The organism is Cupriavidus sp. FW305-3-2-15-C-LB2 (genome assembly GCF_058787575.1).
Genome location: NZ_JBYSZW010000044.1, coordinates 36,192 through 62,130, shown reverse-complemented (window position 1 = coordinate 62,130; position 25,939 = coordinate 36,192). Strand labels below are relative to the sequence as shown.

Annotated in this window: 26 protein-coding genes and 1 tRNA gene; 24 read left to right on the top strand and 3 right to left on the bottom strand. The window is 67.4% G+C overall.

The annotated features are described in order from the left end of the window. Positions 1-109: 109 nt before the first annotated feature. The 6 genes from cysS to AC3WRR_RS26390 all read left to right on the top strand — a co-directional run bounded on the left by cysS (position 110) and on the right by AC3WRR_RS26390 (position 6,422). Positions 110-1,498, top strand: coding sequence for a cysteine--tRNA ligase (gene cysS / locus AC3WRR_RS26415; protein WP_011614939.1), 1,389 nt, complete (start codon positions 110-112; stop codon positions 1,496-1,498). Next, the gene (locus AC3WRR_RS26410; protein ID WP_010808962.1) at positions 1,495-2,322 is read left to right on the top strand and encodes a DNA-3-methyladenine glycosylase family protein; all 828 of its coding nucleotides are present in this window, start codon (positions 1,495-1,497) and stop codon (positions 2,320-2,322) included. Before cysS ends, AC3WRR_RS26410 begins: the two co-directional genes overlap by 4 nt. 115 nt (positions 2,323-2,437) lie before the next feature. After that, positions 2,438-3,409, top strand: a complete 972-nt coding sequence (locus AC3WRR_RS26405; protein ID WP_010808961.1) for an acetyl-CoA carboxylase carboxyltransferase subunit alpha — start codon at positions 2,438-2,440, stop codon at positions 3,407-3,409. After that, a complete protein-coding gene (tilS, locus tag AC3WRR_RS26400) occupies positions 3,375-4,826 on the top strand; it encodes a tRNA lysidine(34) synthetase TilS (RefSeq protein WP_492298567.1) in 1,452 nt (483 codons plus the stop codon). Before AC3WRR_RS26405 ends, tilS begins: the two co-directional genes overlap by 35 nt. A 122-nt stretch (positions 4,827-4,948) precedes the next feature. Then, on the top strand, positions 4,949-6,199 hold the full coding sequence (locus tag AC3WRR_RS26395; protein ID WP_010808959.1) for an aspartate kinase: 1,251 nt from the start codon (positions 4,949-4,951) through the stop codon (positions 6,197-6,199). 129 nt (positions 6,200-6,328) lie between these two features. Continuing rightward, a tRNA-Ser gene (locus AC3WRR_RS26390) sits at positions 6,329-6,422 on the top strand. A 139-nt stretch (positions 6,423-6,561) separates the two neighbouring features. Here the strand turns inward: AC3WRR_RS26390 and AC3WRR_RS26385 are convergent. Next, the gene (locus AC3WRR_RS26385; RefSeq protein WP_492298565.1) at positions 6,562-7,212 is read right to left on the bottom strand and encodes a TetR/AcrR family transcriptional regulator; all 651 of its coding nucleotides are present in this window, start codon (positions 7,210-7,212) and stop codon (positions 6,562-6,564) included. A 252-nt stretch (positions 7,213-7,464) separates the two neighbouring features. Between AC3WRR_RS26385 and AC3WRR_RS26380 the strand changes: the two genes are divergently transcribed. The 4 genes from AC3WRR_RS26380 to AC3WRR_RS26365 all read left to right on the top strand — a co-directional run bounded on the left by AC3WRR_RS26380 (position 7,465) and on the right by AC3WRR_RS26365 (position 11,198). Further along, positions 7,465-7,758: a hypothetical protein gene (locus tag AC3WRR_RS26380; protein ID WP_492298563.1), complete on the top strand. Its 294-nt coding sequence runs from the start codon at positions 7,465-7,467 to the stop codon at positions 7,756-7,758. Between the two features lie 140 nt (positions 7,759-7,898). Further along, positions 7,899-8,687 carry a citryl-CoA lyase gene (locus AC3WRR_RS26375; protein WP_439668689.1) on the top strand — a complete coding sequence of 263 codons (789 nt, stop codon included), beginning with the start codon at positions 7,899-7,901 and terminating at the stop codon, positions 8,685-8,687. Further along, positions 8,684-10,336, top strand: a complete 1,653-nt coding sequence (locus AC3WRR_RS26370; protein ID WP_492298561.1) for a class I adenylate-forming enzyme family protein — start codon at positions 8,684-8,686, stop codon at positions 10,334-10,336. Before AC3WRR_RS26375 ends, AC3WRR_RS26370 begins: the two co-directional genes overlap by 4 nt. A gap of 22 nt (positions 10,337-10,358) precedes the next feature. Further along, on the top strand, positions 10,359-11,198 hold the full coding sequence (locus tag AC3WRR_RS26365; protein WP_439671530.1) for a dioxygenase family protein: 840 nt from the start codon (positions 10,359-10,361) through the stop codon (positions 11,196-11,198). An 18-nt stretch (positions 11,199-11,216) separates the two neighbouring features. Here AC3WRR_RS26365 and AC3WRR_RS26360 read toward each other — a convergent pair whose 3' ends face one another. Next, entirely contained in the window at positions 11,217-12,071 is an 855-nt protein-coding gene (locus AC3WRR_RS26360) for an IclR family transcriptional regulator domain-containing protein (RefSeq protein ID WP_010808953.1), read from the bottom strand. An 83-nt stretch (positions 12,072-12,154) separates the two neighbouring features. Here AC3WRR_RS26360 and AC3WRR_RS26355 point away from each other — a divergent pair, with 83 nt between their 5' ends. The 10 genes from AC3WRR_RS26355 to AC3WRR_RS26310 all read left to right on the top strand — a co-directional run bounded on the left by AC3WRR_RS26355 (position 12,155) and on the right by AC3WRR_RS26310 (position 22,517). Further along, a complete protein-coding gene (locus tag AC3WRR_RS26355; RefSeq protein ID WP_010808952.1) occupies positions 12,155-13,042 on the top strand; it encodes a LysR family transcriptional regulator in 888 nt (295 codons plus the stop codon). A gap of 121 nt (positions 13,043-13,163) precedes the next feature. Continuing rightward, positions 13,164-14,375, top strand: a complete 1,212-nt coding sequence (locus tag AC3WRR_RS26350; protein WP_010808951.1) for a CaiB/BaiF CoA transferase family protein — start codon at positions 13,164-13,166, stop codon at positions 14,373-14,375. 36 nt (positions 14,376-14,411) lie between these two features. Then, a complete protein-coding gene (locus AC3WRR_RS26345; RefSeq protein ID WP_011614946.1) occupies positions 14,412-15,356 on the top strand; it encodes a hydroxymethylglutaryl-CoA lyase in 945 nt (314 codons plus the stop codon). Positions 15,357-15,393: 37 nt separating this feature from the next. Beyond that, a complete protein-coding gene (leuC, locus tag AC3WRR_RS26340) occupies positions 15,394-16,809 on the top strand; it encodes a 3-isopropylmalate dehydratase large subunit (protein ID WP_058696893.1) in 1,416 nt (471 codons plus the stop codon). Positions 16,810-16,830: 21 nt separating this feature from the next. Continuing rightward, positions 16,831-17,469, top strand: a complete 639-nt coding sequence (leuD, locus tag AC3WRR_RS26335; RefSeq protein ID WP_011614948.1) for a 3-isopropylmalate dehydratase small subunit — start codon at positions 16,831-16,833, stop codon at positions 17,467-17,469. A gap of 67 nt (positions 17,470-17,536) precedes the next feature. Further along, a complete protein-coding gene (locus AC3WRR_RS26330) occupies positions 17,537-18,529 on the top strand; it encodes a Bug family tripartite tricarboxylate transporter substrate binding protein (protein ID WP_492298558.1) in 993 nt (330 codons plus the stop codon). A 12-nt stretch (positions 18,530-18,541) separates the two neighbouring features. Beyond that, on the top strand, positions 18,542-19,459 hold the full coding sequence (locus tag AC3WRR_RS26325; protein WP_492298556.1) for an NAD(P)-dependent oxidoreductase: 918 nt from the start codon (positions 18,542-18,544) through the stop codon (positions 19,457-19,459). Between the two features lie 36 nt (positions 19,460-19,495). Then, the gene (locus tag AC3WRR_RS26320) at positions 19,496-20,650 is read left to right on the top strand and encodes an ABC transporter substrate-binding protein (RefSeq protein WP_010808945.1); all 1,155 of its coding nucleotides are present in this window, start codon (positions 19,496-19,498) and stop codon (positions 20,648-20,650) included. Between the two features lie 29 nt (positions 20,651-20,679). Further along, entirely contained in the window at positions 20,680-21,567 is an 888-nt protein-coding gene (locus tag AC3WRR_RS26315) for a branched-chain amino acid ABC transporter permease (protein WP_010808944.1), read from the top strand. 2 nt (positions 21,568-21,569) lie between these two features. Then, positions 21,570-22,517, top strand: coding sequence for a branched-chain amino acid ABC transporter permease (locus AC3WRR_RS26310; protein ID WP_010808943.1), 948 nt, complete (start codon positions 21,570-21,572; stop codon positions 22,515-22,517). Here AC3WRR_RS26310 and AC3WRR_RS26305 read toward each other — a convergent pair. Further along, positions 22,438-23,580, bottom strand: coding sequence for an RNA-guided endonuclease InsQ/TnpB family protein (locus AC3WRR_RS26305; RefSeq protein ID WP_246840210.1), 1,143 nt, complete (start codon positions 23,578-23,580; stop codon positions 22,438-22,440). The two genes, AC3WRR_RS26310 and AC3WRR_RS26305, sit on opposite strands and share 80 nt — an antisense overlap. Positions 23,581-23,669: 89 nt before the next feature. Between AC3WRR_RS26305 and AC3WRR_RS26300 the strand changes: the two genes are divergently transcribed. From AC3WRR_RS26300 to AC3WRR_RS26285, 4 genes are read left to right on the top strand one after another with little or no spacing between them, the layout of a single operon-like run. After that, complete coding sequence (locus tag AC3WRR_RS26300; RefSeq protein WP_010808941.1) at positions 23,670-24,476, top strand: ABC transporter ATP-binding protein; 807 nt, start codon at positions 23,670-23,672, stop codon at positions 24,474-24,476. Between the two features lie 2 nt (positions 24,477-24,478). Continuing rightward, on the top strand, positions 24,479-25,198 hold the full coding sequence (locus tag AC3WRR_RS26295; RefSeq protein WP_010808940.1) for an ABC transporter ATP-binding protein: 720 nt from the start codon (positions 24,479-24,481) through the stop codon (positions 25,196-25,198). Further along, positions 25,191-25,631 (top strand): nuclear transport factor 2 family protein, encoded by a 441-nt coding sequence (locus AC3WRR_RS26290; RefSeq protein ID WP_010808939.1) that lies wholly within the window; start codon positions 25,191-25,193, stop codon positions 25,629-25,631. The genes AC3WRR_RS26295 and AC3WRR_RS26290 overlap by 8 nt, the downstream gene beginning before the upstream one ends. A gap of 23 nt (positions 25,632-25,654) precedes the next feature. Further along, on the top strand, positions 25,655-25,819 hold the full coding sequence (locus AC3WRR_RS26285; protein ID WP_010808938.1) for a YciI family protein: 165 nt from the start codon (positions 25,655-25,657) through the stop codon (positions 25,817-25,819). Positions 25,820-25,939 lie beyond the last annotated feature (120 nt).

Genomic DNA, 25,939 nt, shown 5'->3' with positions numbered 1-25,939 from the left:
TGGCCGCGTTGCCGCCGGCGGCCTGCCAGGCGCCGGGCAACCGGCGCCACGGCCCGTGCTGCCTGCTGTGCGAACCCCGGCAGTCTCCTCTCACCACTCACTTCGTTTCATGCAGCTTCTGAACATCTACAACACGCTCGCGCGTGAAAAACAGCCATTCGTGCCAATCGAACCCGGCAAGGTCCGCATGTATGTGTGCGGCATGACGGTGTACGACTATTGTCACGTTGGCCACGCTCGCGTGATGGTGGTGTTCGACATGGTGCACCGCTGGCTGCGTGCCGCCGGCTACGAGGTGACGTATGTGCAGAACATCACCGACATCGACGACAAGATCATCCGCCGCGCGGCCGAGAACGGCGAGACCATCGGCGAGCTGACCACGCGCTTCATCCAGTACATGCACGAGGATGCCGCCGCGCTGGGCGTGATCCGCCCCGACCACGAGCCGCGCGCCACCGACTACGTGCCGCAGATGCTCGACATGATCGGCAAGCTGGAAGCCAAGGGCCTGGCCTACCAGGCCAGCGACGGCGACGTGAACTATTCGGTGCGCAAGTTCGCCGGCTACGGCAAGCTCTCGGGCAAGTCGCTGGAAGACCTGCGCGCCGGCGAGCGTGTCAGCGCCAACGACGCCAAGCAGGACCCGCTCGACTTCGTGCTTTGGAAGTCCGCCAAGGCCAGCGAGCCGCCCGAGAGCAAGTGGGACTCGAAGTGGGGCGCCGGCCGCCCGGGCTGGCACATTGAATGCTCCGCCATGAGCTGCACGCTGCTGGGCGAGCATTTCGACATCCATGGCGGCGGGGCAGACCTGCAGTTCCCGCACCACGAGAACGAGATTGCGCAGTCTGAAGGCGCCAGCGGCAAGCCCTTCGTCAACATGTGGATGCACAACGGCTTCGTGCGCATCAACGACGAAAAAATGTCCAAGTCGCTTGGCAATTTCTTCACCATCCGCGAGGTCCTGAAGTCGTACGACGCCGAGGTCGTGCGCTTCTTCATCCTGCGCGCGCACTACCGCAGCCCGCTGAACTACAGCGACGCGCACCTGGACGATGCGCGTCACGCCCTGACACGCCTGTACACGGCGCTCAAGGACAGCCAGCCGGGCGGCTGCGCGGTGGACTGGGACGAGCCGCACGCCAGGCGCTTTGCCGAGGCCATGGGCGACGACTTCAACACGCCGATTGCGATGTCGGTACTGTTCGATCTGGCCAGCGAGATCAACCGCACCGGCTCGACCGCGGCTGCGCGCCAGCTCAAGGGGCTGGCAGGCACGCTGGGCCTGCTCGAGCGCGACCCGCATACCTTCCTGCAAGGCGGCAGGTCCGACGACGGCATCTCGCCGGAACAGATCGAGACCCTGATCGCCGCGCGCAAGACCGCCAAGGTGGAGCGCAACTTTGCCGAAGCGGACCGCATCCGTGCGCAACTGCTGGAAGCTGGCATCGTGCTGGAAGACAAGCCGGGCGGTGCCACCGAGTGGAGGCGTGCTTGAACGCTGCCGCGCGCAAGCCCGCCATCGCCACGCCTCCCGCCACGAGGGGCCGGGTGAAGGCGGCCGGTCCGCGCCCGGGCAAGGCTGGCGCCAAGGAGGCGCCGCTGCCTGACGGCAAGGACACGGCCAGGGACACGCGCAACGCCAAGGCCGTGCTGCCCGAAGCGGATGCGGTGCCGCTGCCGGTCGAAACCGTCATCGACGCGGTGCGCCCCGCCTACTGGGACGAGGCCTGCGCCGACCTGATGAAGCGCGACCGCATCCTGCGCAAGATGATCCCGACCTACGGCCCGGCGCACCTGGTGTCGCGCGGGGATCCGTTCGTCACGCTGGCGCGCGCGGTGGTGGGCCAGCAGATCTCGGTCAAGGCGGCACAGTCGGTGTGGGAGCGGCTGCATGCCCTGTGCCCCAGGCTGACCCCGGCACAGTTCCTGCGCGCCGGTCCCGAGAAGCTGGCCGGTTGCGGCCTGTCGAAGCGCAAGGGGGAATACCTGGTCGACCTGGCCGACCATTTCAAGGCGGGCACGGTGCATGTCGGCGAATGGGCGCAGATGGACGACGAAGCGGTAATTGCGGAGCTGACGCAGATACGCGGCATCGGCCGCTGGACCGCCGAGATGTTCCTGATGTTCAACCTGATGCGGCCCAACGTGCTGCCCCTTGATGACATCGGCCTGATCAACGCGATCTCCGCCAATTACTTCAGCGGCGAGCCGGTCACGCGCAGCGAGGCGCGCGAGGTGGCGGCCAACTGGGAGCCCTGGCGAACCGTGGCCACGTGGTATATGTGGCGCAGTCTTGACCCGCTCCCAGTGACGTATTAGGCATTGCAGCAAGAAAATTTAGTGGCAGGTGCAGTCCGGGCTATCTGGCAGGCGCTAAGATAGCGACCAAATTCCGGTAGAATGCGCCCCTTCACAGACAGGTACGTGTGATTTTATGAAAACCACCTTCCTGGATTTTGAGCAGCCCATTGCCGAACTCGAGGCAAAGATCGAAGAACTGCGCTTTGTGCAGGACGATTCGGCTGTTGATATTTCCGAAGAGATTTCGCGGCTGGCTGGCAAGAGCCAGCAGCTGACCAAAGACATCTACGCCAACCTGACCCCGTGGCAGGTTGCGCAAATCGCCCGCCACCCCCAGCGTCCCTATACGCTGGACTACGTGCGCGAGATCTTTACCGATTTCCACGAGCTGCACGGCGACCGCACCTTTGCCGACGATCTTTCGATCATCGGCGGCCTGGCGCGCTTCAACGGCCAGGCGTGCATGGTCATCGGCCACCAGAAGGGCCGTGATACGAAAGAGCGCGCCATGCGCAATTTCGGCATGCCCAAGCCCGAGGGCTACCGCAAGGCCAAGCGCCTGATGGAGCTGGCGGACAAGTTCGGCCTGCCGATCTTCACCTTCGTCGACACCCCGGGCGCATTCCCCGGCATCGACGCCGAAGAGCGCGGCCAGTCCGAAGCCATCGGCCACAACCTGTACGTGATGGCCGGCCTGAAGGTGCCCCTGATCGCCACCATCATCGGTGAAGGCGGTTCGGGCGGCGCGCTGGCGATTGCCGTGGGCGACGTGGTGCAGATGCTGCAGTTCGCCACCTACGCGGTGATCTCGCCGGAAGGCTGTGCCTCGATCCTGTGGAAGACCGCCGAGAAGGCACCGGAAGCCGCCGAGGCGCTGGGCCTGACCGCGCACCGCCTGAAGGCGCTGGGCCTGATCGACAAGATCGTGAGCGAGCCGCTGGGCGGCGCGCACCGTGACTACAAGGGCATGGCGGCGATGCTCAAGCGCTCGCTGGCCGAGTCGCTGCGCCAGTTCCAGGGCATGAGCGTGAAGGAGCTGCAGGCCCGCCGCTACGAGCGCCTGCTCGCCTATGGCAAGTTCAAGGAAACCGGCACCCAGGACTGACCCGTCCGCCCGGCTGACCGACAAGGTCGCACAGGCCCTCCAGGCCGGTGCGGCCTTTGTTGTTTCTGGCGGCGGCACGGGCGCGGCGACGATCGCGGTGGCCCTGTCGGGCGGGCGCGATTCGGTCGCGCTGCTGAATGCCGCCCGTGCGGCCGCGGCGGAGTGGGGCGTTGGCGCGCGCGTGGTGGCGCTGCATGTCCACCACGGCCTGCAGGCGGATGCGGACGACTGGGACCGCTTCTGCGCCGCGCTGTGCGCGCAGTGGCAGGTCGGCTATTTCGTGCGGCGGGTGTCGGTGCAGCCCGAAGTGGGCGAGGGCGTGGAAGCGGCCGCGCGCCGCGCGCGCTACGCCGCGCTGGCGGCGATGTGCGCCGATAGTGGCGCGCGCCTGCTGCTGTTTGCCCACCACCAGGACGACCAGGTCGAGACCGTGCTGCTGCGGCTGTTCCGCGGCGCCGGCGTGGCCGGCATGGCCGGCATGCCAGGGCTGCGCCCGCTCGACGAGCGCAGCGGCGTGACGCTGCTGCGCCCCTGGCTGGATGTGGCCCGCGCCGAGATCGAGGCCTACTGCGCGGCCAACGCGCTGCAATGGGTCGACGACCCGTCCAATGCCGATGAGCGCTATGCGCGCAATGCCTTGCGCGCGCACCTGCCGGCGCTGGTCGCGGCCTTTCCGGCGTTGTCGGCCAACGTGGTGCAGGCGGCAGCGCATTTCGCCCAGGCAGGCGCACTGATCGATGAACTGGCAGCCGCCTCGCTGGCGGCGCTGGCACGCCCCGGCCGCGATGCCGACACGCTTGCCGAACTCGACCTGGCAGGGCTGCGCGCCTTGCCCGTGGCACATGCCGATGCCGTGCTGCGCTTCTGGCTGCGCGACCTCGGCGTGCGCGCGCCGTCCACCGCCAGGCTGGCGGCGATGCGCGAGCAACTGGTCGCCCACGCTGGCGGCGAGCCCGCGATCGCGCATGAAGGGCTGGTCCTGCGCCGCTTCCGCGACCGCGTGCTGGCCTGCACGCCGCCACCGATTGCCGCGCCGGCACCCGTGATGCTGGACTGGCGCGGCGAGGCCCGTATCGTCGTGCCCGGCTGGCGCGGCGAACTCCATTTCTTCCGCGATGACACCTTCGGCGTGCCCGAAGCGGCGCTGCGCCAGCCCTTGCGCCTGGCCGCCCGCAGTGGCGGCGAGCGTATCGTGCTGCGCCCGGGCGGTCCGGCCCGGGCCCTGAAGCAAGCCTGCCAGGAAGCCGGCATCCCGGCCTGGCGCCGCGCCTGGCTGCCGCTGCTGTGGTCTGGCGATACCCTGGTGCTGGCCGCCGGCCTCGGCATGCACCGCCGCTGGCCGGACGCCCCGGCGGCGCCGCGCTGGCGCGTCGAGTGGCATCCGCGGCCGCCGGCAGTGGCGATGCCGCCGCACTGAAGCGGTCGGATCGCCGTCGGCATCACTTCCGATCTGCAGCCGAATCCCGCTCCCGCCTTGCCTGACAGGGCTTGTTCGTGTATTTTCAAGGGCTTTGCATAATCGCTGGCGTCGACAAGAAGATGGCTCTCATCGTTCACAAATACGGCGGCACTTCGATGGGTTCCACGGAACGCATCAAGAATGTCGCCAAGCGCGTGGCCAAATGGCACCGCGCCGGTCACCGCGTAGTCGTGGTGCCTTCGGCCATGTCGGGCGAGACCAATCGCCTGTTGGGACTCGCCAAGGAAATTTCGCCGCAGCCCAATCCGCGTGAGCTGGACATGCTCGCCTCGACCGGCGAACAGGCCAGCGTGGCACTGCTGGCCATCGCGCTGCACGGCGAAGACATTGACGCGGTCAGCTACACCGGCTGGCAAGTGCCGGTGAAGACCGACTCGGCCTATACCAAGGCCCGTATCGAATCGATCGACGACGAGCGCATCCTGGCCGACCTCGACGCCGGCCGCGTGGTCGTGATCACCGGCTTCCAGGGCATCGACGACGACGGCAACATCACCACCCTCGGCCGTGGCGGCTCGGACACCTCGGCCGTGGCCATCGCCGCCGCGATCGAAGCCGACGAGTGCCTGATCTACACCGACGTCGACGGCGTGTACACCACCGACCCGCGCGTGGTCGAAGACGCCCGCCGCCTGGACCAGATCACCTTCGAAGAAATGCTGGAAATGGCCAGCCTCGGCTCCAAGGTGCTGCAGATCCGCTCCGTGGAGTTCGCCGGCAAGTACCGCGTGAAGACTCGCGTGCTGTCGTCGCTGACCGACCCGCTTATGCCGCTCGAGCAGGAAATGCACTCGGGCACGCTGATCACTTTTGAGGAAGACTCCACCATGGAAGCAGCCGTCATCTCCGGCATCGCCTTTGCCCGTGACGAAGCCAAGATCACCGTTCTGGGCGTGCCGGACAAGCCGGGCATCGCCTACCAGATCCTGGGCCCGGTCGCCGACGCCAACATCGACGTCGACATGATCATCCAGAACCAGTCCGTCGACGGCAAGACCGACTTCACCTTCACCGTGCCGCGCGGCGAGTACCAGCGCGCGCTGGCCATCCTGAACGACGGCGTGAAGTCGCATATCGGCGCCGGCAGCGTGTCGGGCGACCCGAAGGTATCGAAGGTGTCGGTGGTGGGCGTGGGCATGCGCTCGCACGTGGGCATCGCCAGCAAGATGTTCCGCACCCTGTCGGAAGAGGGCATCAACATCCAGATGATCTCCACCTCGGAAATCAAGATCTCGGTGCTGATCGACGAGAAGTACATGGAACTGGCCGTGCGCGCGCTGCACAAGGCCTTCGAACTGGAACAGGCGTGATCCGTTCGTGAACACTTCTGGCGGGGCCGCGATTTTTGTGTTGAGTGATCGATTTTTCGTTGACCAACACGTGCGGCGCCGCTAGAATACGCGCTTCGTTGTGTGGCTCCCTCACACAACGCAAGTTTGGGAGACGTGGCCGAGAGGTCGAAGGCACTCCCCTGCTAAGGGAGCATCCGGGCCAAAACCTGGATCGAGGGTTCGAATCCCTCCGTCTCCGCCAGTCATGGCGGCGAAACCCCGGAAGATCGCGGTCTTCCGGGGTTTTTGTTTTTCTGGCCCATCAGATGCCTTGTGCCAGAGGATCGCGCATTCAAGGCATCTCGGACATCCCGGCGCGATGAGCGATCCGCGCTGCGATTTCAGTCCTGCGGCACGATCACGGCGATGGCGTTGTTGATCAGCGCACCGGTCTCGCTTTCGTCCGGCCGCATGCCGGTTGCCAGCGTCCGGTGCAGCACGCTGGCCAGCACCATGCCGTGGAAGAGCCGGGCGCTGGCCTCGGGACTTGCCGCAAGACGGATGCCGTTGGCCTGCTGCGCGGACAGGAAGGCCGCGATATAGGCGCACGTTGCCTCCGGGCCGCGCGTGTACCAGGCACTGCCCAGCGCCGGAAAGCGCCGCGACTCCGCAAAGATCAGCCGCAGGAACGCCAGGTGCCGTTCTTCCAGCAGCGAATGCAGGAAGCTGTGCGCAATCCTGTGCAGGCCCTGCGCGGCGTTGCAGCGCGACAGGTCCAGTCCTTTCTCTGTCTTCTCCAGGAAGCGGTCGCATAGCCGCTCCACCACCGCGACGAAGAGTCCGTCCTTGCCGCCGAAATAGCTGTACACGTTGGTCTTGGAGCCGCCGCACGCCTTGACGATGTCATCCAGGCTGACGCCGTCATAGCCATGTTCCAGGAACATGTCCGCGGCGGTGCTCAGGATCAGCGCGCGTTTCTCTTCGCCGCGGCGCGTGATGCGCACGGGCGGGTGGTGGACCACAGGGGGGGAAGCGCTTTCTGGAGAGTTCATCTGGTGCAGGCGTGGCGGCGCACCCCATGCCGGGGGCCCTGCGCAGTCTACCAAAAGCCGGCAGGCTGCTGCGTTTCCCCATGTGACAAGCTCATGGCTTCAATAAATCAGAACGACTCATTTCGAATTTAAGAATACCATACGGTACGGTTTTAATTATATTTGCCACCATGGGCGACGCGCTGAAGGGCTGGACCCCAGACCCCGGCCAGAACCGGCGCTCTTCTCTTCGATGCTTAACAGGAGCAAGTGATGAAAACGGCAATGTTTGGCGCAGCAGTGGTGCTGGTGATGGCTTCGGCGGCCCAGGCCGCGGTGCGGTCGCCCGATGTCTATACAGATGGCGCACGTGCGGCACATGGCACGATCCCCTCGGCCGGGTCGGCGCAGCGTTCGCAGCCGGGCCGGCTGGTGGACGAGCAGTTCCGCAAGGTCGCAGCGCGCAAGGCCGATCCGTACCTGGACGGCGCGGTACGCGAGGTCGATCCCTTCACCGATGGCGCGCTCGCCCGGATCGGCGAGACCGATCCGTCGGACCGTGCCTGATGATGTGCCGGCGCTGCGCCTGGCGCAGTGCCGGCTGGCTCCCGGTGCAGGTATTCCCGACCTTGCAATGCACTGTGGCACGCCCTAGAATAATTCGTATAACGCATTAGATTGCGCGTAGCGCAAAAATAGGAGACAACGTGACGGATGCCAAACGCACCGGCCACACCGCCATTGCCCATGTGGAACTCCACGGGGTGTCGGTGCATGGCAAGGATCTCAGCCAGGAACTGATCGGCAAGATCGGCTTTACGGCCTACTTTCTGTTCCTGCTTACCGGCCGCCAGCCGGACGAAAAGCTGGTGGCCATCACCGATGCCTGCCTGGTCGCCATTGCCGAACACGGACTGGTGCCCTCGGTGCAGGCCGCGCGCATGACGCTCGCCGCCGCCCCCGACGCCCTGCAGGGCGCGGTGGCCGCGGGCGTGCTGGGCTGCGGCTCGGTGATCCTGGGGGCCTCGGAAACCGCCGGGCAGATGCTGGCGCAAGTGCTGGCCGGCCGGGACGCCGGCACGCTGGCAGACAGCGCGCACGCGGTGGTGCGGGCCTTGCGGCAGGCGCGGCAGCCGCTGCCGGGCTTCGGCCATCCCACGCACAAGCAGGGCGATCCGCGCGCGCACCGCCTGCTGGCATTCGCGCGTGAACTCGGCATCGCGGGCGACCACGTCGCCGCGCTCGAGGCGGTGGCCGCGGCGGTCCCCGAGCACTACAGCAAGGCCTTGCCGCTCAATGTGTCGGGCGCGATCCCCGCGGTGCTGCTCGACGCCGGCTATCCCGCCAGCGCGCTCAAGGGCGTACCGATGCTGGCCCGCGTGGCGAGCCTGATCGCCCACCTGCAGGAAGAGCGCGCGCAACCCATCGGCTTTATCCTGGCCGACGCCGCCGAACACGCCATCACCTACAGCGCCGCGCCGGCGCAAGCATCATGAAGCCGCTCGCATCCCCGGCCGGCGACGCGCTGGTGGCGCCGCTCGATGTGCTCAGGCAGTACCGCGCCCACGATGCCACGCTCACCGGTTTCCTTGCCGCCCGCGTGGCGGCGCACCCGGACAAGCCGGCGCTTGTGTTCGAGGGCGAGACCTGGAGCTATCGCCAGCTCGACCAACGGATCGGCCTCACCGCGGACTGGCTGGCGCAGGCGATGCAAGTCGGACCCGGCGACCGTGTCGGCGTGCTCTCGACCAACCATCCGTCCACCGTGGTGCTGATGTTCGCGCTGGCCCGTATCGGCGCGACCATGGTGCCGGCCAATCCCGAGTACCGGCTCGACGAGGCGCTGTACGTATTCCGGCACGCGCAGGTGTGCGGCCTGGTGTGCGCGCCCGGCACGCTGGCGACCGGCGCCGCCGTGGCCGCGGACCTGGGCGGTGACGTCTGGCTGCGCGCCAACGAGGATGGCGATCACGGCGTGCCGACGCTGGCCGCATCGATCGCGGCGCATGCGGCGCAGCCGGCCAACGCTGCCCCGGGCGTCGACAGCGACCGCAGCACCGCCCTGATCATCTACACCTCAGGCACCACCGGCTTTCCCAAGGGCGCCATGCACAGCCATCGCGGCTACGTGCTGACCGCCGAGGCCTTTGTCGGCCGCCTGCACTTGCAGCCGGACGAGCGCGTGATGTGCGTGATGCCGCTGTTCCATATCAATGCGTTGATGTATTCGGTGGGCGGGGCGCTGGCCTGCGGCGGCTGCCTGGTGCTGATGCGCCGTTTCTCGGCGTCGTCGTTCTGGCGCTTCGCGGCCGAGAGCGGCGCGACCGAGGTCAACCTGGTGGCCGCCGCCGGCAGCATCCTGGCGCGGCGCCCGCGCGCGGAATTCGTGCCGGGCCATCACATTACCAAGATGTTCATTGCGCCGCAGACCCAGGAGATGGTGCGGGTGATGAAGCAGGAATTCCACGTGCCGCGCCTGATCGAGTGCTACGGCATGACGGAAATCCCCGGCGTCATCGCCAATCCATTCAACGGCCCGCACAAGCTCGGCACCATGGGCCTGATCTCGCCGCACCCGGACCCGGCCGTGCCGGTGCCCGAGGCGCGCATCGTCGATGACGACGGCCACGACGTGGCACCCGGCGCCGCGGGCGAACTGCTGATCCGCACCCCGACGCTGATGCAGGGCTACTACCGCGACGCCGTGCAGACCGAGGCCGCGTTCCGCGACGGGTGGTTTGCCACCGGCGATCTGGTGCGCCAGGACAGCGATGGCTACTACGTCTTCGTCGCACGCAAGAAGGACGTGATCCGCCGCAAGGGCGAGAACGTGTCGGGGGCCGAGCTCGACCGCATCTTCGGCGAGCACCCCGCAGTCGAGGAAGCGGCGGCCATCGGCGTGCCGGCGGACCTGGGCGAAGAAGAGATCCTGCTGGCGGTGCAGTTCCGCCCCGGGCAGTCGGTCGAGCCGGGCGAGTTGCTCGCCTGGGCTCGGGACCGGCTGGCCGTGCACAAGCTGCCGCGCTATGTCGTCGCCGTGGATGCCATTCCGCACACCCCGACGCACAAGCCGGCCAAGCACAAGCTGAAAGCGGATGGAACCCTGTTCGCCCGCGCCATCGACATGGCCGCCGCCGGCCACTGACACAGAATCACCGGAGACAGCGATGAACAACCCCGACAACTACACCCTGCAACGTGCCTTCGATGCCATGTGCGGCGATGCGCCCGGCGCGGACCCGGTCCTGCAGGCGCAGTTCCGCGTGGCGCTGAAGCACTTCCACGCCATGCTGGACGAACTGAAGCTGACCGACCGGCAGCTCTACCGGATCGCCACCTGGATAGGCAAGGTGGCCCAGCAGGATGAACTGATCATGCTGTGCGACATGATGGGCCTGACCATGCGCGCGCTGGACCTGGCACGCACCGATGACCACGCCACGCCGCAGAACGTGACCGGTCCGTTCCCCAAGGACGAGATCGCCGAAGGCTCCAACCCATGCCATATCGCCACCGACGACGAGCCTGGCCAGCGGCTGGAGGTGCGCGGCCGCGTGCTGGATGCCGCCACCGGCAAGCCGGTACCGGGCGCGATGATGATCGTATGGCAGCCCAACCAGTTCGGCCGCTATGAGAACGAAGATGACTCGCAGTCGGAAGACAACCTGCGCGGCAAGCTGCGTTGCGAGGCCGATGGCAGCTTCCAGGTGTTCACCATCCGCCCGGGTGGCTACATCATCGGCCGCGAGGATACCGAAGTGGGCGTGCTGATGAAGCGGCTGGGCCGCAACCGGCAGCGCGCGCCGCACATCCACTACCGGGTGATGCAGCCAGGCTACCGGAACCTGACGTCGCAGCTGTATTTCGCCGGTGATCCGGCCAATCCGGTCGACTGCATCTTCTCAACCATCGACGACCACATCGTCGACGCGCTGCCGCACCCGGAGCGCGACGGCTACCAGCTGGTCAACCTGGATATCGTGCTGCAGCCTGAAACGGCGCAGTAAGCCGGCGCGCGAGGCCGCTCAGGAGGCGGCGGTAATGGAGTGCGCCAGCGCCGGTGCGCGCCGGATCGCCGCCTCGATCGACGCGGCGGCTTCGCGCAGCGCCGGCAGCCGGGTGGCGACCAGTTCGTCCGGGCTGGTGCGCTCGGTTTCGGTGGAGCAGTTGATGGCGGCGATCACGCGCTGTTGCGGGTCGCGCACCGGCACGGCGATCGACAGCACGCCCAGCTCCAGCTGGCTGTCCTGGATGGCATAGCCCTGCTCGAGCGCGCGTGCCAGCGCCGCGCGCAGCGCGTCGGCATCGCTGAGTGTCAGCGGGGTGAATTTCTGGAATGGCGCCTTGTCGAGGATCTTGTTCTGCTGGGCCTTGGGCGCGTGCGCCAGCAAGGCCAGGCCAAGGGAGGTGCAATGGACCGGCAGCCGGTAACCCACCGAAGCCCGGAAGGCGATGCGCCGGCGGCTGGGCACATGCGCCAGGTAGACCACGCTGTCGCCGTCGAGGATGGCAAGCGAGACCGAATCGCGGAAGCGCTCGGCCACCTCCTGCAGGAACGGCTGCACGATGTCGCGCAGGTTCATCGAGCTGAGGAAGGCGGCGCCCAGCGACAGCACCTTGGGCAGCAGCACGAAGCGGCGGCCGTTGGCGCCGATATAGCCCAGCGCCTGCAGCGTCAGCAGCGCGCGGCGCGCGGTCGCGGGCGTCATGCCGGTGGCCTGCGCCACTTCGCTCAGCGTCAGTTCCGGCGTGGTCTCGGTAAAGGCCTGGATCACCGCCAGGCCCCGCGCCAGCGCCGCGACGTAGTCGCGGTGGCCTTCCTCGAGCTTCGGCGGAGCGTCGTTGTCGACGGGGGCGGACGGTTTGGCGGCGGAGGTCATGGCCGTATTTTAGCCGCAACGGACCGTATGCAACACAAGGGCCGGGGCCATCGCAGGCCACCGGATCCGGGAGACATCGCATCATGAGACTCGACCCCACTTCGCTGCGCCTGTTTGTCGCCGTGGCCGAAACCGGCTCCATCGCCGCGGCGGCGGAGCACGCGCACCTTGCCGCGGCCGCAGTCAGCAAGCGCGTGAGCGAACTGGAGCAGGGGCTGGGCACGGCCTTACTGATGCGCAGCAACAAGGGCGTGCAGCCGACCATGGCCGGGATGGAGCTGGCGCACCTGGCGCGCGGCGTGCTGCACAACCTCGATGACATCCTGGTGCGCATGCGTGACTACGGCGGCGGCTTGCGCGGGCAGGTGAGGGTGATGGCCAATATCTCGGCCATCACGCAGTTCCTGCCGGCGCAGCTCAAGTCGTTCCTGGCCGAATACCCGCTGATCGACGTGCACCTGGAAGAGCGCGTCAGCACCGCCATCGTGCGCGCGGTGGCCGAGAACGCCGCGGACATCGGCATCTTCACCGCGGGCGCGGTGGGTGCGGAGCTGGAGACGTTCCCCTACCGGCGCGACGAACTGGTCGTGGTGGTGCCCGGCGCGCATCCGCTGGCCGGGCGGCACTCGGTGACCATCCGCGAGGCCTTCGACTACGACTTCGTCAGCCTGCACGCAGGCAGCCAGATCCACCTGCAGCTGGCCAAGGCTGCCAGCGAGGCCGGCCGCGTGTTCAAGCCGCGCATCCACGTGCCCGGCTACGACGCGCTGTGCCTGATGGTGCAGGCGGGACTGGGCCTGGGAATCCTGCCCAGGTCCAGTGCCGGGCCTTACCAGCAGACCCTTGGCATCCGCACCGTCGCGCTCGATGAAGCGTGGGCCGCGCGCCAGCTGGTGATCGGCGTGCGTGCGTATGAGGGCCTGTCCGCGGTGGCGCGGCTGCTGGTGGACCGGCTGCGCGAGGATGAATAGCGCGCCAGCGCTGCCATCGTTTTTCGCGATGGCGGGCTCGCCAATGGTTGCTTTACCGCGCGCGCGGGTTCTTCCAATCTTGCATCACAGACCACCGTATCCACAGGAGCAGCAAACCGCCATGGCTAACGAAGCGAACAACGGAACGATGCCGCTGCAGGGCGTTCGCGTGATCGAACTCGGCTCGCTGATCGCAGGCCCGTATGCGGGCGGACTGCTCGCGCAGTTCGGCGCCGAAGTGCTGAAGATCGAATCGCCCAAGGACGGCGACCCGCTGCGCAAGTGGCGCAAGCTGTATGAAGGCACCTCGCTCTGGTGGTATAGCCAGAGCCGCAACAAGAAGTCGCTGACGCTGGACCTGCGTTCGGCGCAGGGCCAGGAGATCGTGCGCAAGCTGGTCACCGAAGCCGATATCGTGATCGAGAACTTCCGCCCCGGCACGCTCGAGAAATGGGGCCTGGGCTGGGAGGACCTGCGCAAGGTGAACCCCGCGCTGGTCATGGTGCGCATCTCCGGCTACGGCCAGACCGGACCCTACAAGGACCGCCCCGGCTTTGCCGCGATTGCGGAATCGATGGGCGGGCTGCGCTATGTCAGCGGCTATCCCGACCGGCCGCCGGTGCGCTCGGGCGTGAGTATCGGCGACACGCTGGCATCGCTGTATGGCGTCATCGGCGCCTTGCTGGCCATGCACCACCTGCGCGCCAACCAGGGCGAAGGGCAGTTTGTCGACGTGGCGCTCTATGAGTCGGTCTTTGCCGTGATGGAGAGCCTGGTGCCGGAGTACGCCAAGTTCGGCCATGTGCGCGAGCGTTCGGGCGCCAGCCTGCCGGGCATCTCGCCGTCGAATACGTATCCGTGCCAGGACGGCCAGTACGTGATCATTGCCGGCAACGGCGACGCCATCTTCCGGCGCTTCATGGCCGCCATCGGCCGCGACGACCTGGGCCAAGACCCGCGCCTGGCGCACAACGACGGGCGCGTGCAGCACAACGCCATGCTCGACGACGCCATCACCGCGTGGACCTCCGCGCATGACCTCGACACAGTGCTGGCAACGCTGGAAGCCGCGGCCGTGCCCTGCGGAAAGATCTACACCGCGGCGGAGATCAGCAGCGACGCGCACTACCGCGCGCGCGACATGATCGAGCCGCACCAGTTGCCGGATGGCTCGCCGGTGGAGCTGTCCGGCATCGTGCCCAAGCTCAGCGGGACCCCGGGGCGCACCAGGTGGATCGGCCCCGAACTGGGCCAGCACACCGAAGAGATCCTGGCGGGCATCGGTATTGCCGGCGACGAGCTGCGCGCGCTGCGCGCCGCCGGCGTGGTCTGAGCCCGCCCCAACGAAAAGGAAAGAAAGGAAAGAACCATGTGGCTTCCTAACGCCCCCCGGCGCGTGCGCATCAATGAAGTGTCCGTGCGCGACGGCTTCCAGATCGAGCCGGAATTCGTCCCCACCGAACAGAAGATCGCGCTGATCGACCGCCTCTCGGAAACCGGCCTGGCCAGGATCGAGATCACCTCGTTTGTCTCGCCCAAGGCGATCCCGAACCTGCGCGATGCAGGGGCGGTCGCGAAAGGCATCCGCCGCCAACGGGACGTGGTCTACACCGCGCTGGTGCCCAATGCGCGCGGCTGCGAGCGCGCACTGGAGTGCGACCTCGACGAGATCAACCTGGTGATGTCCGCCAGCGAGACGCACAACCTGGCCAACATGCGCATGACCTGCGACCAGTCGCTGGAGCAGTTCCGCGGCGTGATGCAGCTGGCGCAGTCGGCCGAGCTGGCCGTCAGCGGCTGCGTGGCGACTGCGTTCGGCTGCCCGTTCGAAGGCGAGATCGCGCCGGAACGGGTGAAGTGGGCCGCGGGCCGCTACCTGGACCTGGGCATGGACAGCATCACGCTGGCCGATACCACCGGCATGGCCGACCCGCGCCAGGTGAGCAAGCTGGTCGAGGCGTTCCTGCGCTGGTTCCCGGGCGTGCCGCTGACCCTGCATTTCCACAACACGCGCGGCATGGGCCTGGCCAATGTGCTGGCCGGCCTGGCGGCGGGCGTGGACAGTTTCGATGCGTCGCTGGGCGGGCTGGGCGGCTGCCCCTTTGCGCCGGGCGCGACCGGCAACATCTGCACGGAAGACCTGGTGCACATGCTGGAGTCTTCCGGCATCGACACCGGTGTCGACCTGGACCGGCTGCTCGGCGCGGCGCGCGAGCTGCCGGCGCTGGTCGGACACGATATTTCCGGGCAGGTGGTCAAGGCCGGCAAGACCACCGAGCTGCATCCGGTGCCTGAGTGGGTGGGCGCAAGGTAACCCGCGTCCGCCACGAGAAATACAAGGAGAGACCCCCATGACCGAACCCGACCGCCCGGCGAGCCTGCTCGACAAGCTCTGGGCCAGCCACGTGATCCACCAGGAGCCGGACGGACCCGCGCTGATCTATATCGACCGCCACCTGGTCAACGAGGTGACCAGCCCGCAGGCCTTCGAAGGCCTGCGCCTGAACGCGCGCAAGGTGTGGCGCGCCGCTTCCGTGCTGGCAACGGCCGACCACAACGTGCCGACCACCGCGCGCAAGCTGGGCATTGCCGATCCCGTCAGCCGCGCGCAGGTCGAGGCCCTGGACCAGAACTGCGCAGACACCGGTATCGTCAACTTCGGCATGGACGATCCGCGCCAGGGCATCCTGCACGTGGTCGGTCCGGAGCGCGGCGCCACCTTGCCCGGCATGAGCATTGCCTGCGGCGACTCGCACACGTCAACACACGGCGCGTTCGCAGCGTTTGCGTTCGGCATCGGCACCTCCGAAGTGGAGCAGGTGCTGGCCGCGCAATGCCTGTGGATGAAGAAGCCCAGGTCGATGCTGGTGCGGGTGGACGGCGAGCTGCCCCGTGGCGTGTCCGCCAAGGACATCGCGCTTGCGCTGATCGGCCGCATCGGCACCGCCGGCGCCACCGGCCACGTGATCGAGTTTGCCGGCAGCACGATCCGCGGCCTCAGCATGGAGGCGCGCATGACCGTGTGCAACATGGCGATCGAAGCGGGCGCGCGCGCCGGCATGGTGGCGGTGGATGAAACCACGCTGGCCTACCTGGACGGCCGCCCGCAAGCACCGGCCGGTGCGATGTGGGACGCCGCCACCGGCTACTGGCGCACGCTGCGCAGCGATCCGGGCGCCGCCTTCGATGCCGTGGTGGAGCTGGATGCCACCGCGATCCGCCCGCACGTGACCTGGGGCACCTCGCCGGAAATGGTGGTGGCCGTCGGCGAGCGCATTCCCGATCCGCGCGACGAGCGCGACCCGGTGCGGCGCAAGAGCATCGAGCAGGCGCTGGACTACATGGGCCTGCTGCCGAATACGCCGATCGAGGCGGTCGCGCTGGACAAGGTATTCATCGGCTCATGCACCAATGCGCGCCTGGAAGACCTGCGCGCCGCGGCGGCGGTGCTGCGCGGGCGCCATGTCTCGCCGCGCATCAGGCAGGCGCTGGCGGTACCGGGCTCCGGGCTGGTCAAGTCGCAGGCCGAGGCCGAGGGGCTGGACCAGGTGTTCATCGCCGCCGGCTTCGAATGGCGCGAACCGGGCTGCTCGATGTGCCTGGGCATGAACGATGACCGCCTGGCGGCCGGCGAACGCTGCGCTTCCACTTCCAACCGCAACTTCGAAGGCAGGCAGGGGCCGGGCGGGCGTACCCACCTGGTCAGCCCGCAGATGGCGGCCGCGGCCGCGGTGGCGGGCCACTTCATCGATGTGCGCTCGCTGTAGACCACCGGAGGAAACCGAGCAATGAGAGCCTTTACTACGCTGGACGGCCTGGTGGCGCCGCTGGACCGAGCCAATGTCGATACCGACGCCATCCTGCCCAAGCAGTTCCTGAAGTCGATCCGGCGCAGCGGCTTCGGCCCCTACCTGTTCGACGACTGGCGCTACCTGGACCACGGCGAGCCCGGACAGGACTGCAGCAGCCGGCCCCTCAACCCGGATTTCGTGCTGAACCAGCCGCGCTACCGCGGCGCCTCGATCCTGCTGGCGCGCGAGAACTTCGGTTGCGGCTCATCGCGCGAGCATGCGCCGTGGGCGCTGGAGGACTTCGGCCTGCGCGCGCTGATCGCGCCCAGCTTTGCCGACATCTTCTACAACAACTGCCTGAAGAACGGCCTGCTGCCGATCGTGGCGGCGCCGGACGTGGTCGAGCGCCTGTTCGCCGAGACCGCGGCCACGCCGGGCTACCGGCTGCAGGTGGACCTGGCCGCGCTGCAGGTGGTGACGCCGTCGGGCGAGGCCATTGCCTTCACGCTGGATCCGTTCAAGCAGCACTGCCTGCTGAACGGCCTGGACGATATCGCGCTGGCGCTGCGCCATGCCGGGCAGATCCGGGATTACGAGCAGGCGCGGCGGCAATTGGAGCCCTGGCTCTTTGACTGAATGATCCCCTGACGGCAGCCGGCCGTCCGAGCCGGCACCGTCGACACAGACAATGGATGGAGACCCTATGTCCTGGCAATTTCATACGACCCACGCGCTGCGTGCCGCAGCCTTCGGCCTGGCCTGCCTGGCAGGCACGGGCGCCGCACTGGCGCAGACCTATCCCGCGCAGCCGATCCGCATGGTGGTGCCTTACGCACCGGGCGGAACCACCGACATCATCGCCAGGCAACTGGCGCAGCGCATGTCCGAGAAGCTGGGCCAGCCGGTGGTGGTGGAAAACAAGAGCGGCGCCAATACCGTGATCGGCGCCGACGCGGTGGCCAAGGCGCAGCCCGACGGCTACACGCTGCTGCTGACCAACGATGCCACCTTCGTGCTCAACCCGGTGGTGCTGCCGTCGGTGTCGTACAACGTCGCGCGCGACTTTGCCCCGGTGGCGACGATCGGCTACGTGCCGCTCGTCATGGCCGTCTCGGGCAGCCTGCCGGTGGACAGCGTCAAGGACCTGGCCGCATATGCCAAGGGCCGTCCGCAAGCCCTCAGCTACGGCTCGTTCGGCAGCGGCAGCCAGCCGCACCTGATGGGCGCGCTGTTCAACAAGCTGGCCGGCACCGACCTGGTCCACGTGCCGTACAAGGGCTCGGCGCCGGCGGTGGCAGACGTCGTCGGCGGCCAGATCCTGATGACCTTCCCGGCGCTGCCGACGATCCAGAGCTTTGTTGCGGCAAAGAAACTCAAGGTGCTCGCCGTCAGCGGCGACAAGCGCACGCGCGCGCTGCCGCAGGTGCCCACCTTTGCCGAGGCCGGCTACAAGGACATGGACATCTCGGCCGTCTACGGCGTGCTGGCCCCGGCCAAGGTGCCGCGCGCGGTGGTCGACAAGCTGAACGTCACCATCCGCGAGATCCTGGACGACAAGGACTTCGTCGAGAAGCACTTCGCCGCGCAGGGGATGGTGCCGATGAAGCTGAGCCCGGCGCAGTTCTCGCAGTACATCGAGACGCAGACGCGCCAGACGCGCAAGCTGGTCGAGCTGTCCGGCGTCAGGGTCGAGTAGGGGGGGCGGGCCATGATCAACACAAGCAACGCGTACGCGGTGCAATCACCGCGGCTTGGATGGATCGGCGTTGGTGCCATGGGCCGACCGATGTGCCTGAACCTGCTGAAAGCCGGCTACCGGCTCACGGTCTTTGACCGCGTGCCGGCGCAGTGCGAGGCGGTGGCCGCCGCAGGGGCGGCAGTGGCGCCTGCCGCGCAGGCACTGGTGGCGGACTCGGATGTGGTGTTCTCAACGATCTTTGACGATGGCGGGCTGCGCGACCTGTTCCTGGCCTCCGGCGGCGCTGCCGGCGCCGCGACGGCGGACAAGGTCTTTGTCGACATGAGCACGGTCTCGCCCGATGCCTCGGCAGAGGTGGCTGCCGCGCTCGCGCGGCGCGGCGCCGCTTTTCTGCGCGCGCCGGTGTCGGGCACGGTATCGCTGGCGGCGAGCGCGCAGCTGAGCTGTTTCGTGTCCGGGCCGCGGCCGGCCTTCGACGCGGTACAGCCCGTCCTCGCGTGCCTGACCGCGCGCCAGTCATACGTGGGCGGCGCGGACGAGGCCCGCGTCATCAAGCTGATGATCAACATGATGGTGTTCATGAGCACCGCGGTGATCGGCGAAGGGCTGGCCTTCGGCGCGCGCGCCGGGCTGGACCGCGCGCTGATGGTCGATGCGATCAACGACAGCATCGTCGGCAGCGCCCACTACCGCACCAAGGCAGAGCAGCTCAAGCAGCGCGACTACGCCGCCGTCGGCCCGATCTCGCTGGTGGTGAAGGACCTCGACCTGGCATTGGCGGTGGCCCGCGACAACGCGGTCGCGCTGCCGATGTCGTCGCTGGTGCGGCAATACCTGGCGCTGATGCAGCAGCGCCGGCAGGGCCATCTCGACATCGCCGCGCTGGCCGATGTGCTCGAGTGGGCAGGCGTGCCCGGCGCAGTGTAATCGGGCCAACCCGATACCTACAACAAGGACGGAGACATGAACCACAACCCGATCACCCGGGCGCCACGCGCCCTGTTTGCCGCCGCCGGGCTTGCCCTGGTCCTGGCGATGCCGCCGGTGCTGGCCCAGGGCAAGCCCGGCGCCGAACCGGTCCGCATCGGCGGCCTGTTCTCGATCACCGGCGGCCTTGCCGCCGTGGGCCAGGCCGAGCGCGAAGGCGCGCTGCTGGCGCAGAAGGTCGTCAATGCCCGTGGGGGTATTGGCGGGCGGCCGCTGGAAATGATTGTCGAAGACGACGGCTCCAGCCCGGATTCCGCCGTCGCCAAGGCGAACGCGCTGCTCCATACGCACAAGGTTCGCGCCATCGTCGGGCCATCGGGCATTGCCCAGACGGTTGCCATCGGCGGCATCACACAGGCGCAGAAGGTGCCACTGTTCTCGTTCTCGGGACTGGGGCCCGCGGTGGAGCGCGAACGCCATTGCGTGTTCCACCTGACGCCGTCGCAGGAGCTCAACGCGCGTGCCGTGCTGGCCTATGCGCGCGACAACGGCCTGAAGCGCGTCGGCGTGCTGCATGACTCGGGCTACGGGCAGGTGGTATGGACCAGCCTGAAGACGCTGGATCGCGAGTACGGCGTCAGCTTCATACAGGTGGAGAAGTTCGAGATCGCCGCCACCGATGTCACCACGCAGGCGGCCAAGATCAAGGCGGCCACGCCGGATGCCATCATCGTCATCTCGACCTCGCCCGCGCCGTTCCGCAACGTGCGCCAGCTGAAGGTCGGCGTTCCCATCATCTCCGTGCATGGCACGGCTACCTACGAGACCGTCAAGGCCATGGGCGAGGCCGCGGACAACATCATCCATCCCGAGTTCATCGTGTCCGAAGACCCGCTGCCGGGACAGAAGGAATTCGTCGAGGCCTTCCGCAAGGAGTACGGCAAGCTGCCCAAGCATTTCTCGGCGGTGGGCTGGGATGCGGTCATGGCCCTGGCCGCAGGCCTGAAGGCGGCCGGTGCCGATGCGCCGGGCGACAAGCTGTGCAGCGCGTTGCGCCGGCCTTACCAGGGCGTCACCAGCGGCTACGACTTCGCCGCGCCCGACATGGGCGGCATGACGCTGGCCGGCTTCACGTACTCGAAGCTGCAGAAGGGCCGGTTCGAGCGGCTGCCCTACAAGGCCAAACCATAGCCTGCGACGCTCGCGGGAAAGGAGCTGGTATGTCCACTACCCTCGTATTCCAGGCGATCCTGTCCGGGATCACCAATGGCTTTGTCTACGCGCTGATCGGCGTGGGCATGGCCATCATCTTCAAGGGCACGCGCATCGTCAATGCGATGCAGGGCGAGTTCGCGGTGATCGGCGCGCTGGTGGCGGTGTTCGCGCTGAAGGCGCTGGGCCTGCCATATGCGTTGGCGATTGCCGGCGGCATTGCCGCCGGTGCCGTCAGCGGCCTGGCCATCGACGTGCTGTTCGTGCGGCCGATGCTGCGCCGCGGCGCCGGCGAAGAGAGCTTCCTGCTGCTGACCATTGGCCTGGCCTTTGCGCTGTCGGCCGCGGCGCTCTACTTCGGCGGCCGGGATTCGCACCTGCTGCCGGCGCTCGGCGGGGAGGGGGTGGTGGAGCTGTTCGGCGCTACCACGCCCGTGCATGCGCTGGCGCTGACCGGCATTGCGGTGCTGCTGGTCGGTGCGCTGCGCCTGTTCTACACCAGGACCCTGGCGGGCCTGGCCATGACCGCTGCCTCGCTCGATCCGGATGGCGCCACCACCACCGGCATCAACGTGCGCCGCATGCGCACGTACACGTTCCTGCTCGGCGGCGGGTTCGGCGCGATCGCCGGCGTGCTGGTCACGCCGCTGCTGTCGATGAACTACCAGATGGGCATCGGCCTCACGCTGAAGGGCTTTGCCGCGGCCATTCTCGGCGGCCTGGGCAATCCGCTCGGGGCCGTGGCGGGAGGCCTGCTGCTCGGCCTGGCGGAATCGCTGGCGGTGGTGGGTTTCCCGTCTGGCTATCGCGACGTGATCGCGCTGTCGATCCTGATCGTCATCATGATTCTGCTGCCCAACGGCGTGCTGGGCCGGGCCGGGCGCAAGGGAGGATAACCATGAACCCGTCACGCGCGTTCATCCTGGCTGGCGTGTTGCTGTGGGTGGCGGCCGGGCAGCTGCTGTCGCGGCACCACGTCGACCTGCTCAACTTCGCCGCCATCCTGGCCGTGGGCGGCCTCGGCGTGGGCCTGCTGCTGGGGCAGTGCGGCATCGTCAATCTGGCGCAGGCCTCGTTCTACGGCATCGGCGCATACGCCTCGGCGTACTGCACCACGGCGCTGGGCTGGCCGGCGTTGGCCGGTGCGGCCGCCGGACTCGTCATTAGCGCCGCGCTGGCTGCGGCCATCGGCGTGCCGGTGCTGCGCCTGGGCGGCTTCTTCCTGGCGCTGGCGACGCTGGCGGTGGGAAGCATCGCCAACGTGCTGTTCTTCGAGTGGGACTGGCTGACCGGCGGCACGCTGGGAATCGGCGGCATTCCCAAGCTGTCCTGGTTCGGCTATGTGCTGGACACCCCGGAGCGCTACTACTACTTCGTCTGGCCGCTGCTCGCGGTGCTGCTGTGGCTGGTCGACAACCTGGTCAAGGGCCGCCCGGGCCTGGCCATGCGGGCGATGCGTGATGCCGCGCCGGCGGCGCAGGTGCTGGGCGTGGACATGCACCGGCTGAAGACCTCGATGTTCGTGCTGTCGGCCATGCTGGGCTCGCTGGCCGGGACCTTGTTTGCCCACTATGTGTCGTTCGTCAGCGTGCAGAGCTTTACGGTGGAGCGCTCCATCGTGTTTCTGCTGGTGCCGGTGGTGGCGGGTGCCCGCTCCACCTATGGCGTGATCCTTGGTGCGCTGTTCGTCTCGCTCGTGCCGGAACTGCTGAGCGGGTTGGGGGATTTCCACCAGGTGCTGTTCGGCGCGGTGCTGGTGCTGGTGGTCACGCTGATGCCCGGCGGGATGACGGGCGGCATCGCTGGTGCGCTGCAGCGCATGCGCGGACTGAAGGCGGCAAGTTGACATCCTCCCCTCCCGAAAGGGAGGAGATTCCCTCTGCAGGCGATCGATGTCCCGATCGGGCAAGGACATTTAGCGCAGCGTTCACATCGCGATCATGTACAGCACCGCATCCACTGCATACCCACTGCCTTATTCCAAGGTCTGCGATACCTTTCGGCGTCTCCGGCGGCATCGCGTCGCACGAAGAACAAACCTGGGTGGTGAAACGTTCGTCGACTTCCTCGTACCACGCGCCATGCACAATCGCCTTGTACGCGAGCATTGTGCGGAAGGACGACCAGCCCGCATCGAGGACGGACTTCGCCACGCTGGTCTTGGCGAGGCCGGCGGCGTTCACATTCCCCACCGCGATGTAGTCGAAGTCCCGCACGATGCGATGCGAGAGCTTGTGCAGAAAGTCACGCCGCCCATTTTTGATGCGCGCGTCGAGGTTCGTGGCCTGTCGTTTCTTGCGCGCACGCTGCGCCTTGGCCAGCGCTTGCTCGAGTCGGCCAAGGTGGCGCGGATTCTCGACCTTTTCGCCGGTGGACAGCGGGGCAAGGTCCTTCAAGCCAAGATCGATGCCGACGCCGCGTTCCGGGGGGCGGGCCTGGGTGTCGGCAACTTCAATCACGATGTTCAGGAACCAGTTGCCTCGCGCATCGCGGGAGAAATTGGTGCCGTCCTTGATCTTGCCCTCGGGAAGGGGGCGGAAGCTGAACACGCGAAACGTGTTGCCGGCAAAGCGGAATCCGTCGCCCGAGCGCTTGAGATCCCGGCCCTTGAGCGGTGCCCAACCGAGCGACTTGCGGCCGCGATAGCGCAGGCACGGCCGGCGGTGCTGGCTACGCGACTTGGCGTACTGCTCGCAAACCGCGTTGATTGTGCCGGAATGGATACGGAGTTCCTTGCTGCTGCCGGTCGTCAGCACGTTCAGATCGAAACCCGTGGGCCACTTCTTGCCCCATTTGAGCGCGTGCTTCTGCGTGTCATTGCAGAAGTTCCAGACGTAGTTCACCGCGCGGCTCTGCTGATTGAGCAGGCCGTTCAGCGACTTCACCCGGTAGCGATAGACCAGAGGCATGCCGGTCATTCTAATTTGGGATTGCTTGCTGCCGGCAGCACTCCTTTCACTCCCCGCCCTGAAGGGCGAGGTTTTTCGGAGCAAGTCTGATGAACCATCCCGTTCCTGCTTTTGGCGCGGCGCCACAAGCCGTGCGCCCGGCGCAGGCATTACTGCGCCTCGACGCGGTCGCGCACAGCTTCGGCGGGCTGGAGGTGCTGCGCAATGTCAGCTTCGACGTGCCGGCCGGCCATATCGTCGGCCTGATCGGTCCGAACGGCAGCGGCAAGACCACCTGCTTCAATATCGTCTCCGGCTTTCTGCGCCCGAAGGGGGGCAAGGTGTCGCTGGCGGGGCGGGACATCACCGCCGACACCGTCCAGCAGCGCAGCCGCGCCGGCCTGGTGCGCACCTTCCAGACGCCACAGGTGTTCGAGCACATGACCGTGCTCGAGAACCTGATGGCAGGCTGCCACAAGGCCACCCACGCTGGCGTGCTGCAGGCGATGCTGCGCACGCCGGCGTCGCGCCGCGAGCTGGCGGCCATGCACGACGCCGCGCTGGCATGCGCCGGCAAATTCGGGCTGGAGCGCTTGCTGCAGCACCGGGCCGGCACCCTCCCGGCGGGCCAGCGGCGCATCGTCGAACTGGCGCGTGCCTGCATCGGCAATCCGGAACTGCTGTTGCTGGACGAGCCGTCGTCGGGGCTGAACAGCGAAGAGATCGAACTGCTGCGCGCATGGATCGTGCGCCTGCACCAGGAGGGCATGACCATCCTGCTGGTCTCGCACGACATGGGGCTGATGACGATCTGCGGTACGGCCCATGTCCTCTATTACGGTGAAATCATCGCCAGCGGGGCGCTGCACGAGGTGCAGGCCGATCCGCGCGTGCGTGAAGCCTATCTGGGAGTCTGACCATGCTGAACGTGAAAGGCCTGCGCGCCGGTTACGGCGCGGTGCCGGTGCTGCACGATGTCGACATGACGGTCGCGCCGGGCGAGGCGGTGGCGGTGGTGGGCGCCAACGGCGCCGGCAAGACCGCGCTGGTGCGCACGCTGGCCGGCCTGATCCGGCCGATGGCCGGCAGCATCGTCAAGGACGGGGCGGAGATCGGCCATGTCCCCGGGCATCGCCGCTTCAGGCATGGCATCGGCGTAGTGCTGGAAAACCGCAACCTGTTTGCCGAGCTGTCGGTGCGCGACAACCTGCGCCTGGCCGAGCAGGCCGGCAAGCGCGCCCGCGGCGGCGCGCTGCGCTACACCTATGACGATGTATGCGATCTGTTTGCGCTGCTGCGCGAACGTGCCGACAGCGCGGTCGGGCTGCTGTCCGGGGGGCAGCAGCAGATGGTGGCGATCGCGCGCGCGCTGTTGCTCCAGCCCGACCTGCTGATCATGGATGAACTCACCACCGGCCTGGCGCCCCGCATCGTCAAGGAGATCCTGGCGGTGCTGAACCAGCTGCGCGCGCGCGGGCTGAGCATCTTGCTGGTCGAACAAAGCGTGGCGATCGCCGCGGACATGACGGATCGCGCCTACGTGCTGTCAGTGGGGCGCGTGATCCATGAAGTCCGGCGCGGCGAATGGCAGGCGCTGCTGAACGACAAGACCCTGGTGAAGGCTTACCTTCATGGCTGACCTGGAGACCACGACGATGGCATTGGGCGAACCCGCGGACCTTGCCGCACTCACGCAAGCCGATCAGGCGCGCTATCGCGCCATGCTGTCCGGCGACCTGGCTGCGCTCGATGCCCTGCTGGCCGACGAGCTTTCCTATACGCACTCCTCGGCATTGCGCGAGAGCAAGGCGGAGTACCTTGGCTCGATCCGCAGCGGGCGGGTGCGCTACCTGCAAGCGAGCCTGGCGGAGGTGGGGCAGGCGGTCTACGGCGACATGGCCGTGATGCAGGGCAAGGCCCTGCTCAGGGCCGTGGTCGACGGGACGGAGCGCACGCTCGACAACCGCTTTCTCAGCGTGTGGAGGCGCCATCAGGGCACGTGGCAGATGCTGGCCTGGGCCTCGACGCCGATGCCGGCCGCGAGCGCGCCGCCCGTGCCCGTAGCCTCTTGACGGCAGCATGCGGAGCAGCACCGATGGACCCGGACGACACGTACTTCATCATCCATTGCCCGGACCATGCCGACGCGCTGCCGCGCCGGCTGGCAAGCCATGACGCGCACCGCAGCGCGACACTTGCCACCCTGGGGCTGAACCTGAATGTTCATCTCCATATCTCGCAGAACTGCCACCCCACTTAAGTTGGGGGTTTGCGCCGCGAAAATCAGGGCCCGTTTTTCGCCGCTTGTTATAGATTGTTAAGACATATAAGAGCGTGGGTTTCGCATAGAACCCCAGCCAATAAGTGCACTATTAGCATC

What these genes read in the sequence shown, in the direction of transcription:
- AC3WRR_RS26315 (WP_010808944.1), top strand. Translation starts at nt 20,680, where the DNA reads ATGTCCACTACCCTCGTATTCCAGGCGATCCTGTCCGGGATCACCAAT.
- AC3WRR_RS26295 (WP_010808940.1), top strand. Translation starts at nt 24,479, where the DNA reads ATGCTGAACGTGAAAGGCCTGCGCGCCGGTTACGGCGCGGTGCCGGTG.
- AC3WRR_RS26355 (WP_010808952.1), top strand. Translation starts at nt 12,155, where the DNA reads ATGAGACTCGACCCCACTTCGCTGCGCCTGTTTGTCGCCGTGGCCGAA.
- cysS (WP_011614939.1), top strand. Translation starts at nt 110, where the DNA reads ATGCAGCTTCTGAACATCTACAACACGCTCGCGCGTGAAAAACAGCCA.
- AC3WRR_RS26330 (WP_492298558.1), top strand. Translation starts at nt 17,537, where the DNA reads ATGTCCTGGCAATTTCATACGACCCACGCGCTGCGTGCCGCAGCCTTC.
- AC3WRR_RS26405 (WP_010808961.1), top strand. Translation starts at nt 2,438, where the DNA reads ATGAAAACCACCTTCCTGGATTTTGAGCAGCCCATTGCCGAACTCGAG.
- AC3WRR_RS26325 (WP_492298556.1), top strand. Translation starts at nt 18,542, where the DNA reads ATGATCAACACAAGCAACGCGTACGCGGTGCAATCACCGCGGCTTGGA.
- AC3WRR_RS26350 (WP_010808951.1), top strand. Translation starts at nt 13,164, where the DNA reads ATGGCTAACGAAGCGAACAACGGAACGATGCCGCTGCAGGGCGTTCGC.
- AC3WRR_RS26360 (WP_010808953.1), bottom strand. Translation starts at nt 12,071, where the DNA reads ATGACCTCCGCCGCCAAACCGTCCGCCCCCGTCGACAACGACGCTCCG.
- AC3WRR_RS26395 (WP_010808959.1), top strand. Translation starts at nt 4,949, where the DNA reads ATGGCTCTCATCGTTCACAAATACGGCGGCACTTCGATGGGTTCCACG.
- AC3WRR_RS26285 (WP_010808938.1), top strand. Translation starts at nt 25,655, where the DNA reads ATGGACCCGGACGACACGTACTTCATCATCCATTGCCCGGACCATGCC.
- AC3WRR_RS26380 (WP_492298563.1), top strand. Translation starts at nt 7,465, where the DNA reads ATGAAAACGGCAATGTTTGGCGCAGCAGTGGTGCTGGTGATGGCTTCG.
- AC3WRR_RS26290 (WP_010808939.1), top strand. Translation starts at nt 25,191, where the DNA reads ATGGCTGACCTGGAGACCACGACGATGGCATTGGGCGAACCCGCGGAC.
- AC3WRR_RS26365 (WP_439671530.1), top strand. Translation starts at nt 10,359, where the DNA reads ATGAACAACCCCGACAACTACACCCTGCAACGTGCCTTCGATGCCATG.
- leuD (WP_011614948.1), top strand. Translation starts at nt 16,831, where the DNA reads ATGAGAGCCTTTACTACGCTGGACGGCCTGGTGGCGCCGCTGGACCGA.
- AC3WRR_RS26300 (WP_010808941.1), top strand. Translation starts at nt 23,670, where the DNA reads ATGAACCATCCCGTTCCTGCTTTTGGCGCGGCGCCACAAGCCGTGCGC.
- AC3WRR_RS26310 (WP_010808943.1), top strand. Translation starts at nt 21,570, where the DNA reads ATGAACCCGTCACGCGCGTTCATCCTGGCTGGCGTGTTGCTGTGGGTG.
- AC3WRR_RS26370 (WP_492298561.1), top strand. Translation starts at nt 8,684, where the DNA reads ATGAAGCCGCTCGCATCCCCGGCCGGCGACGCGCTGGTGGCGCCGCTC.
- AC3WRR_RS26305 (WP_246840210.1), bottom strand. Translation starts at nt 23,580, where the DNA reads ATGCCTCTGGTCTATCGCTACCGGGTGAAGTCGCTGAACGGCCTGCTC.
- tilS (WP_492298567.1), top strand. Translation starts at nt 3,375, where the DNA reads ATGGCAAGTTCAAGGAAACCGGCACCCAGGACTGACCCGTCCGCCCGG.
- AC3WRR_RS26345 (WP_011614946.1), top strand. Translation starts at nt 14,412, where the DNA reads ATGTGGCTTCCTAACGCCCCCCGGCGCGTGCGCATCAATGAAGTGTCC.
- AC3WRR_RS26320 (WP_010808945.1), top strand. Translation starts at nt 19,496, where the DNA reads ATGAACCACAACCCGATCACCCGGGCGCCACGCGCCCTGTTTGCCGCC.
- AC3WRR_RS26385 (WP_492298565.1), bottom strand. Translation starts at nt 7,212, where the DNA reads ATGAACTCTCCAGAAAGCGCTTCCCCCCCTGTGGTCCACCACCCGCCC.
- leuC (WP_058696893.1), top strand. Translation starts at nt 15,394, where the DNA reads ATGACCGAACCCGACCGCCCGGCGAGCCTGCTCGACAAGCTCTGGGCC.